Raw genomic sequence first — 6,187 nt, forward strand, 5'->3', positions numbered from 1 at the left:
TAGAGCAATGGATTGAAGCTCCATGTGTCGGCGGTTCGATTCCGTCTCGCGCCATATTAGTTTAATATCAGGAAGGGTAGCGAAGAGGCTAAACGCGGCGGACTGTAAATCCGCTCCTTCGGGTTCGGGGGTTCGAATCCCTCCCCTTCCATACCTTTACGGGCATAGTTTAAAGGTAGAACTAAGGTCTCCAAAACCTTCAGTGTGGGTTCAATTCCTACTGCCCGTGTTTATTGTGAATATGGCGGGTGTGGTGAAGTGGTTAACACACCAGATTGTGGCTCTGGCATGCGTGGGTTCGATCCCCATCACTCGCCTATTTTATATTATTGGGGTATAGCCAAGCGGTAAGGCAAGGGACTTTGACTCCCTCATGCGTTGGTTCGAATCCAGCTACCCCAGTTTAACTTTGCCGGCGTGGCGGAATTGGCAGACGCGCTGGACTCAAAATCCAGTGTCCGCAAGGACGTGCCGGTTCGACCCCGGCCGCCGGTATAGTATTAAAGACAAGGTTTTCGGACCTTGTCTTTTTACTTTTATTCGTTTAATTTCTAATGCTGAGTTACTAAAAATTACTAATTTTATAACAAATCATCTAATTTATCCGCTAATTTTTGTTGCTTGCTTGGATACAAATGAGAGTATGTATCGATTGTGGTAGTTATAGAAGCATGGCCTAATCTTTCTTTTACAACAAGATAATCTTCTCCTTGATTTATTAGCAGTGAAGCATGTGAATGTCTGAAGTCATGAATTCTTATTTTTTTTAAAGAACTATCTCTTTGTAATATTTTTTTATATTGTTTTTCGATTGAATCTTTAGTTATTGTAATCGGGCTATTTTGAAATAACTGTAGATCATCTAGGTTTGTTGTAAATTCTTTCAATCTTTCATGCTGTATCTGTTTCCACTCTTCTAGTGTCTCCACTAGTTTGGTATTCATGATAATTCTTCGTGTTCCAGCTTTTGTCTTTGTACTACTAATGTGTTCTTCACCTTTTTTTACGTATACTGATTTACTTACATGGATTGTATTTGTTGAAAACTCTATATCCTTCCAAGTTAGAGCTAGAGCTTCGCCCAGTCTTAGACCAGTAAAAAATAGAACAGTGAATAGTAATTTGATATTGTATTCATCGTCGTTAAATAGTGTTAAGAAGTGCTTGAATTCTTTTACTGTCCAGAAATTTAATTTTGCTTTTTCTATTGGTAATTTTTTTAGCAATCCTACGGGATGTTCTTTGTAAAATCCCTTTCTTAATCCAACGTCCAGAATTTTCTTTAGCAGAATTATAATTTTATTAATAGTATTTGGACTTAGCTTATTTTCCGAGTTTTGAGCATTTTTTTCTCTTAGATGTTCTCTGAATTGATAGATATCTTCATAAGTTAATTTAGCTACATCATCAACTTTTTCAAAATAGTTTTTTATATGCCTGTTATAGTTGTTTTCTTGTGTATCTATATAGCTCTGTTTTCTGTTGTTTATTTTATCCTCTTCTTTTAAGAGATCATAAAGGATATCAATTGATATTTTTGAGCTGAAACTTTTTTCTTTAAGTTCTACACTTCGTAAGTATTGTTCGGCTTCCAACGCTTCTTTTTTAGTTTTAAATCCTTTTCTTACAATTCTACGTTGTTTTAAAGATATTGGATTTATACCATTGGAAACATCGACAATCCAAGTTCCGTCTCTACTTTTACGTAAAGCCATATGTTACACTTCTTTCTGGAGTTCAATTCCTAATAGTTCTTCCGCGACACTGGCTGGAATTGTACCGATCCGTTTGTTATCGTAGATGTTAAAACCACGATTCACTAAAAGTAATTTGCCGGTATGAATAATCTTTCTTGCAGTTCCTGGAGCAAATCCAAGTTCGATAAGGTCATCTTTTGTTACAGTTTTAATCATGTGATCTCCTTTTCTAATTAGATTAAGTAAGGGGTGGATTAACTCCCCTTGTCTGATACTTATTTTTGTTTTACATCTACTAAATGGATAGCATCTGCTTTGTAATACATTGTCGAACTAATCATAGTAGCTTGTAAATTGTCAAATGTAACTGGTACTTCATCCATTGCTTGGATATAGTCATTATCAACTAAAGCTTCTGGATTGTCTACTGAGACTTGTGTTGATTTCTTTTTGAATTGTCCATCCTTGATCGTTACATTGTATTTCCAACCAATGATTTTATCGGTATTAAAACGTCTTTCGCTACCATCTCGGTTTTTGATAATTTCTCCGTTTGCATCTGCTCGGACTTCCGTTTCAAATTTTGGAATAACTTCATCCAATTCAAATTTTGTTCCAATGTTATTAAAATTCCAGTCATTTTGTGAAAGCATTTTTGCCATAGTTAATTTCTCCTTTTGATATTTTCTTTGATTGTAGGGATTAAATCCTCTCTTTTAAAGAGAATTGCCCTTTCTATTAATCCACTTGCTAAATCTGGTGGATATTCCATATTGTTGAGTGCGAGGTAGTTAGATTTCTCATACTCATGCAGTAAGTTATTGACGTATAAAAATTTATACGCTTTTAGAATAGCTCCTGAACCTTTATAGGTAAACCATTCTAATTTTTGTTCTAGTTCTGTTTTTGGTTTTGAAATAATGATAGAGACGGGTTTTGAGTGACCTAAAAACTTTTCCCAAGATCTCAAAGGTTTTGAGAAATGGCTATCACTATAGAATCTCACTTTTTCTTTGAGATATCCCTTGGTAAAGTTGAGAAGATCTATTTCTGAATGCAACCATTCTTGAATGAAGTAGTGAGCTTTTTCTTTCCTAAGTTCTAACTCAGTTCTTATCCAATTTTCTATATACCGCTTGCTGATACCGAGCTTCTCAGCTCGTTCTAAACGCTTATCGTAAATTCTAAGTCTTTCATCATCATTGGGCTTTCTTAAATATAAGGTCTGGCCGATTGTTTCATCTCCGTAGGTATTGTAGTAGGTGCTTTTTCCATATATAAAGCGTTTTTTCTGACAAACCTTTAGAAGCTGATTAGGAGTGAAATAGGGTGTTTCATTAAAATCATCTATCGCAATATCAATTCGTCTTACTGAAAATTGATTGTAATTGTAGTAGAGGTTGTTCAGAAACTGTCTTTCGGACAGACTATTTGGATCTAATACCATATCTCTATAGAACTCGAGTGCCTGTCCTGACATGACAAGCATGTAGGACGACTCTTTCGCTCCATAGTAGATACGGATATTCCCATAATGAAGCTGGCTATCATAGTTATAGTATTTAAGGCTCCCTTTATTCTCAATAAATAGGTCATAGTCAAGAAATAGAATGTCTTCGATTATTTCTCTTGGCGAAAATTCAGTCTTATCAAACTGAATTTGAATCCAGTCAAATACAGAACGTAAATGTTCATTTTTTGCCATAGATTTTGATTCAACTTTTTGCCTAAATTTGCCACCCTTAAAATCTCCGAAACCCTTGGCAATACTGAATTCTTTCGATGGTACACCTAACTTGCAGAGGGTGGTGTTACTACACACCCTATCGGTCAAAAATGGTCCGTCCGCATCTACGCTCATTTTCGGCTTTCTGCCTCATGGCTCAGCCGAAAACTCGCTATTAGCCGAACCTATTTTTTGACCTCTTGTTAACAAACCCTAGTAAGCCGGTTTGCATCGACTCTTCAATATCTTGGATTCTCTTTTTTAGGTTGGTATTCTCAATTTGTATCAGTCGTATTTCTCGCTTAAATTCCTGTTTTAAGGCGCTCAGTTCATCGTAGAGCTCATCTATTACTTGGTTTAGGGATTCTTGCTCATTGTCTGCTAGACTCCCAAATACGGCTTGTATAGCCTCTTTTAGACCTATTTCAAGTTTTAGGTTAGCTAACTTTTGAAATTGTTTAAGGTCTTCGCCTGTAAAGTCATAGGCAACTGTATAACTTAATTGATGAGTTCTTGGATTTCTACTGATAGGAATTTTAATTTTCTTAAATTCCTTGCCACTTATCTCTTTAATCAGTTGAATCCAATTTTTAAGAGTAGAGGTAGAGTTTAGGCCAGAAATTTGATTGACTAACTCTTTATTGGTCATTTTTTTGTAAAATCTCCGAAATTTTCTTGTGCAACTGAAGAGTTTTCTGTGGTATAATTGTTACATAATATGTTTTGATCTTGGAACGAACGGCACATTTGTTTCAAGATTTTTTTATTTTGTCGAATATTACCTCCTTTATCAAAAATTTTTCAAATAGACTATTAGTTACATACGCTTTTACCTCCTTTTATGCTATAATATTCTCAATGGAATATTTAATCTTAAAATAAATATTCCTTATGGAATAATTCTATTTTATACCGTTTAGAATATTTTGTCAAGCTAAAATATACGAATAAGAATATCTATAGGAGAATTATGTATACAGAGGATTATAAATTTTCAGAGAGGTTAAAAACTCTCAGAAAATCAAAAAAGTTAACTCAAGTACAAATATCGGAATTAATTGGAGTTCAACAAGGGACATATTCTCGGTGGGAGAATGGAACGTTAGAACCAGGATTAGAATTCGTTGTGAAATTAGCAAATATCTTTGGGACTACTACAGATTATTTGCTGGGACAAAAACCTTATTCAATTATCAGTAGTTTACCTCTAGAACAATTAGATCTTACCAATATTGCAAACTTTTCAAAGGATGAGTTTGATATTTTGAAACATTCAATAGCAGTTTCGGTGGCAAGAAATAAAATAAAGGCAACAGAACTAAAAGATAGAGTTATAGAAAAAAATCAGTTGTCAGAAAAAGATGCAGAACTTTTGAATAAGATTTTTGAAGAAGTTAAAACTTATTGGGAAAATTAGGAGGACGCTAGTCTTCAAAATTCCCTCCCAAAATGTGTCCAAAATATTGACAGAATTCTAGCTTTTCATTATAGTTCTTATGGAACTTTTTTTCTACAACAAAATAGGCTCCATAATATCCATAGGGGATTTACCCACTACAAATAGTATAGAGCCGGTTTTATTAATGTCCTGCATTTCCTAATAAGTTAACCATGACAACACCAATGATAATCAAAATTAAACCGATAATGCTATAAACATTTAGTGTTTCTTTGAAAATCATTACTGCGATAGAGGCTGTCAAAACTAAACCGACAGCTGACCATGTTGCATAAGCTATTCCTAAAGGAATTTTTTGCATTGCTAGTGAGAGGAAATAGAAACAAACGCCATAGCTAAGTAGGGCAGAAACGGTTGGAATAGGCTTTGTAAAACCGTCTGATAATTTCAAAAGGTTAGTTCCCAATATCTCTCCTACAATGGCGATAAAAAGATAAAAGTATGACATGTCTTTAACCTCCTATATGTCATGTTTTTGCTCTAAGAGCTATTATAGCTATCCGTTTTTTATAAATCTTGGCACAAGTCATGAGAATTTGTAGTAAAACTGTGGCAGACACTTTTTCAGAACCAATAGCTGATAAGTTTAGTATATCATAAGATAAATTTTAAAAAAAGTCTTGATTTATTTCAATGTCTTGCGTGGTCTCGATTTTACTGGTAAAATTACTTTTAAGAACTTTAAAAAAGAGGTTTCTATATTTGACAAAACAATGACTTGTTGTCCCGAATGTGGGCATCCTTTGGAGAAAAAATTTTTAAAAGATGAGGGAGATATTCCTTATTGTTCACAATGTGCGAGTTTTCGTTTTCCAGTCTTTAATACAGCAATTAGTGCGATTTTATTTAATGAAAAACATGATAAGATTCTCTTGATTAAGCAATATGACATGGCTGAGCATATTTTGCTAGCTGGTTATGTGTCTAATGATATTCACAACCAATTTCTACAATCATTAAAGGCAATTAATTTAGCCTCTCTTATTACGGATATGGGTAATAAAATTGCACAAAACTAGTCCAAAACTCTTTTTAATAAGGAGTATACTTTCTAGCATTTTATAGTTACTAAAAAGTATCTAAACTTTGGAAGTGATACTAAGTTTTAAAAAATATTATGGAAAAAAAGCTTATAAAATCAATATTTCTGAGATTTAAAACTAATAATATTAGACTCAAAATCCAGTGTCCGCAAGGACGTGCCGGTTCGACCCCGGCCGCCGGTATTGCTTGAGTTTAGAAAAAGTCTTGATACACAAGGCTTTTTTTGATGTTTTTCTTTATCGTACCCCAAATTGTACCCCA

At 34.2% G+C, this 6,187-nt stretch carries 8 protein-coding genes and 5 tRNA genes; 7 read left to right on the forward strand and 6 right to left on the reverse strand.

Annotated elements, in window-relative coordinates; all coding sequences use genetic code 11:
• The first annotated feature begins 70 nt into the window (after positions 1-70).
• The 5 genes from RQ893_RS07355 to RQ893_RS07375 all read left to right on the forward strand — a co-directional run bounded on the left by RQ893_RS07355 (position 71) and on the right by RQ893_RS07375 (position 495).
• Positions 71-151, forward strand: a tRNA-Tyr gene (locus RQ893_RS07355).
• A gap of 7 nt (positions 152-158) precedes the next feature.
• Positions 159-229 (forward strand) — tRNA-Trp (locus RQ893_RS07360).
• A 15-nt stretch (positions 230-244) separates the two neighbouring features.
• Positions 245-317, forward strand: a tRNA-His gene (locus RQ893_RS07365).
• A 13-nt stretch (positions 318-330) separates the two neighbouring features.
• Positions 331-402, forward strand: a tRNA-Gln gene (locus RQ893_RS07370).
• A 9-nt stretch (positions 403-411) separates the two neighbouring features.
• A tRNA-Leu gene (locus RQ893_RS07375) sits at positions 412-495 on the forward strand.
• An 86-nt stretch (positions 496-581) separates the two neighbouring features.
• On the opposite strand, the gene RQ893_RS07380 is transcribed toward RQ893_RS07375, so the two are convergent.
• Genes RQ893_RS07380 through RQ893_RS07400 form a run of 5 tightly spaced genes read right to left on the reverse strand, consistent with a single transcriptional unit; the run spans position 582 to position 4,072 of the window.
• Positions 582-1,715, reverse strand: a complete 1,134-nt coding sequence (locus RQ893_RS07380) for a site-specific integrase (RefSeq protein WP_070811460.1) — start codon at positions 1,713-1,715, stop codon at positions 582-584.
• Positions 1,716-1,718: 3 nt separating this feature from the next.
• Positions 1,719-1,913, reverse strand: a complete 195-nt coding sequence (locus RQ893_RS07385) for a DUF3173 domain-containing protein (RefSeq protein ID WP_070505298.1) — start codon at positions 1,911-1,913, stop codon at positions 1,719-1,721.
• Between the two features lie 59 nt (positions 1,914-1,972).
• Positions 1,973-2,359 (reverse strand): hypothetical protein, encoded by a 387-nt coding sequence (locus RQ893_RS07390; RefSeq protein ID WP_006595173.1) that lies wholly within the window; start codon positions 2,357-2,359, stop codon positions 1,973-1,975.
• A 2-nt stretch (positions 2,360-2,361) separates the two neighbouring features.
• On the reverse strand, positions 2,362-3,558 hold the full coding sequence (locus RQ893_RS07395) for a replication initiation factor domain-containing protein (protein ID WP_070811459.1): 1,197 nt from the start codon (positions 3,556-3,558) through the stop codon (positions 2,362-2,364).
• Between the two features lie 40 nt (positions 3,559-3,598).
• Entirely contained in the window at positions 3,599-4,072 is a 474-nt protein-coding gene (locus tag RQ893_RS07400) for a hypothetical protein (RefSeq protein ID WP_070811458.1), read from the reverse strand.
• A 321-nt stretch (positions 4,073-4,393) separates the two neighbouring features.
• On the opposite strand from RQ893_RS07400, the gene RQ893_RS07405 reads away from it, so the two are divergent.
• A complete protein-coding gene (locus RQ893_RS07405; RefSeq protein ID WP_000287814.1) occupies positions 4,394-4,840 on the forward strand; it encodes a helix-turn-helix transcriptional regulator in 447 nt (148 codons plus the stop codon).
• Positions 4,841-5,003: 163 nt separating this feature from the next.
• On the opposite strand, the gene RQ893_RS07410 is transcribed toward RQ893_RS07405, so the two are convergent.
• Entirely contained in the window at positions 5,004-5,330 is a 327-nt protein-coding gene (locus tag RQ893_RS07410) for a multidrug efflux SMR transporter (RefSeq protein WP_009732038.1), read from the reverse strand.
• Between the two features lie 190 nt (positions 5,331-5,520).
• Here RQ893_RS07410 and RQ893_RS07415 point away from each other — a divergent pair, with 190 nt between their 5' ends.
• Positions 5,521-5,901 carry an NAD(+) diphosphatase gene (locus RQ893_RS07415; protein WP_223346196.1) on the forward strand — a complete coding sequence of 127 codons (381 nt, stop codon included), beginning with the start codon at positions 5,521-5,523 and terminating at the stop codon, positions 5,899-5,901.
• The last annotated feature ends 286 nt before the right edge of the window (positions 5,902-6,187 follow it).

It is taken from the genome of uncultured Anaerococcus sp., from assembly GCF_963510915.1.
Classification (GTDB): domain Bacteria; phylum Bacillota; class Clostridia; order Tissierellales; family Peptoniphilaceae; genus Anaerococcus.